The 1,563-nt window shown below is 67.7% G+C and carries 2 protein-coding genes; both read left to right on the top strand.

Going from position 1 to position 1,563, the window contains the following annotated elements; all coding sequences use genetic code 11:
* Positions 1-1,102, top strand: a 1,102-nt coding sequence (locus EN914_RS34995; RefSeq protein ID WP_127389670.1) for an FGGY family pentulose kinase, incomplete at its 5' end; no start/stop codon positions are given.
* 141 nt (positions 1,103-1,243) lie between these two features.
* A partial coding sequence (locus EN914_RS34990) for a cupin domain-containing protein (RefSeq protein ID WP_127389669.1) occupies positions 1,244-1,563 on the top strand: 320 nt, incomplete at its 3' end.

Here is a 1,563-nt window from a genome sequence, read left to right as displayed (position 1 = left end):
CCTCACCTGGCGGGCGACCGGCAGCCTTGCCCGTTCGGTCTGTACGGTGACCTGCAAATGGACCTATCTGGCGCATGAGAGCCGCTGGGACGAGACGTATTTCCGCAAGATCGGCCTCGGCGCGCTGGCCGACGAAGCATTCACGCGCATCGGCACCGAGATCGTGCCGGCCGGTGCCGCACTCGGCGGCGGATTGACCGCGCAGGCAGCAGCGGACCTTGGTCTCAACCCCGGCACCGAGGTGGCGGCCGGACTGATCGACGCGCATGCCGGCGGCGTCGGCACGGTCGGCGCGCGCGGCGATTTCGGCAGCGTGCCGTCGCGCATGGCCTATGTTTTCGGCACCTCGGCCTGCACAATGTCGTCGACCGCCGAGCCGGCCTTCGTCGACGGTGTCTGGGGTCCGTATTTCTCGGCCATGGTGCCGGGCCTGTGGCTGAACGAGGGCGGCCAGTCGGCAGCCGGTGCTGCGATTGATCATCTGGTGCGCATGCACCCTGCAGCCGGCGAAGCGACCGCCAAAGCGCAAGCCGAGGGGCTCAGCCTCAGCGCCTGGCTGTCGCTGCAGGCGCAAAGCCGCAATGGAGCCGCGGCCACGCCGGCCCTGGTCGGCGGCATCCATGTCGTGCCGGAGTTCCTCGGCAACCGCGCGCCCTTCGCCGACCCGGACGCGCGCGCGCTGATCGCCGGGCTTGATCTCGACACCAGCCTCGACAGCCTGGTCGGGCTCTATGTCGCCGGGGTCTGCGGGCTGGGCTACGGCGCGCGCCAGATCGTGCGGGCCGAGCATGACAAGGGCATTCCCGTCGACACCATCGTGGTCAGTGGCGGCGCCGGCCAAAGCCCGCTGGTGCGCCAACTGCTGGCGGACACCACAGGCATGGTGGTGGTGGCCTCGACCTCGCCGGAACCGGTGCTGCTCGGCTCGGCGATGCTGGGCGCGGTCGCCGCCGGTGCCTACAAGGATGTGGCGGCGGCGATGGCCGGCATGTCGGAACTCGGCGAGGTCTATCATCCCGACGCTACGCTGGCCGGCTGGCATGCCAAACGCTTCGCTGCGTTCGAATTGCTGCAGCAGGCGGGCAAGGCCATCCGAGGCTGAAGCGCGCGGCTTCTGTCCGGCTTTGTCAGGAGCGTAGCGAACACCGCTTGGCGGTTTAGCTGGAAGCTGGCAGCTTTGTTCTGTTGTGGACCCTCCAGCAGCATGCGACGAGGGGCAAGGCGACAGAACCAGGAGCCCCTAATGGTGGACGAAGCTAAACCGCCGCTACCATTCGCATCGGATGAGGTGCCGTGGACGGAATGGTCCGACGTGCCACGCTTCGGCCTGCGCTACCGGCATTTGTCGCTGGCCGCCCTTGGCGAAAAACACCGTGTCGGCGTGGCAATCGAGGAGCTTCCGGCTGGCAAGCAGTCCTCGCCGGCGCATTACCATATTTTCGAGGAAGAGCATGTCTTCATCCTCGAAGGGGCGCTTACCGCGTATGTCGGCGACGCGGCCTATGCCATGAAGGCCGGCGACTACATCTGCTTTCCCGCCGGTGCCGCGGCGGGGCATTGCCT

Source organism: Mesorhizobium sp. M7A.F.Ca.CA.001.08.2.1 (genome assembly GCF_003998455.1).
GTDB classification, from domain to species: domain Bacteria; phylum Pseudomonadota; class Alphaproteobacteria; order Rhizobiales; family Rhizobiaceae; genus Mesorhizobium; species Mesorhizobium ciceri.
This window is presented reverse-complemented; position numbering and strand designations above follow the sequence as displayed.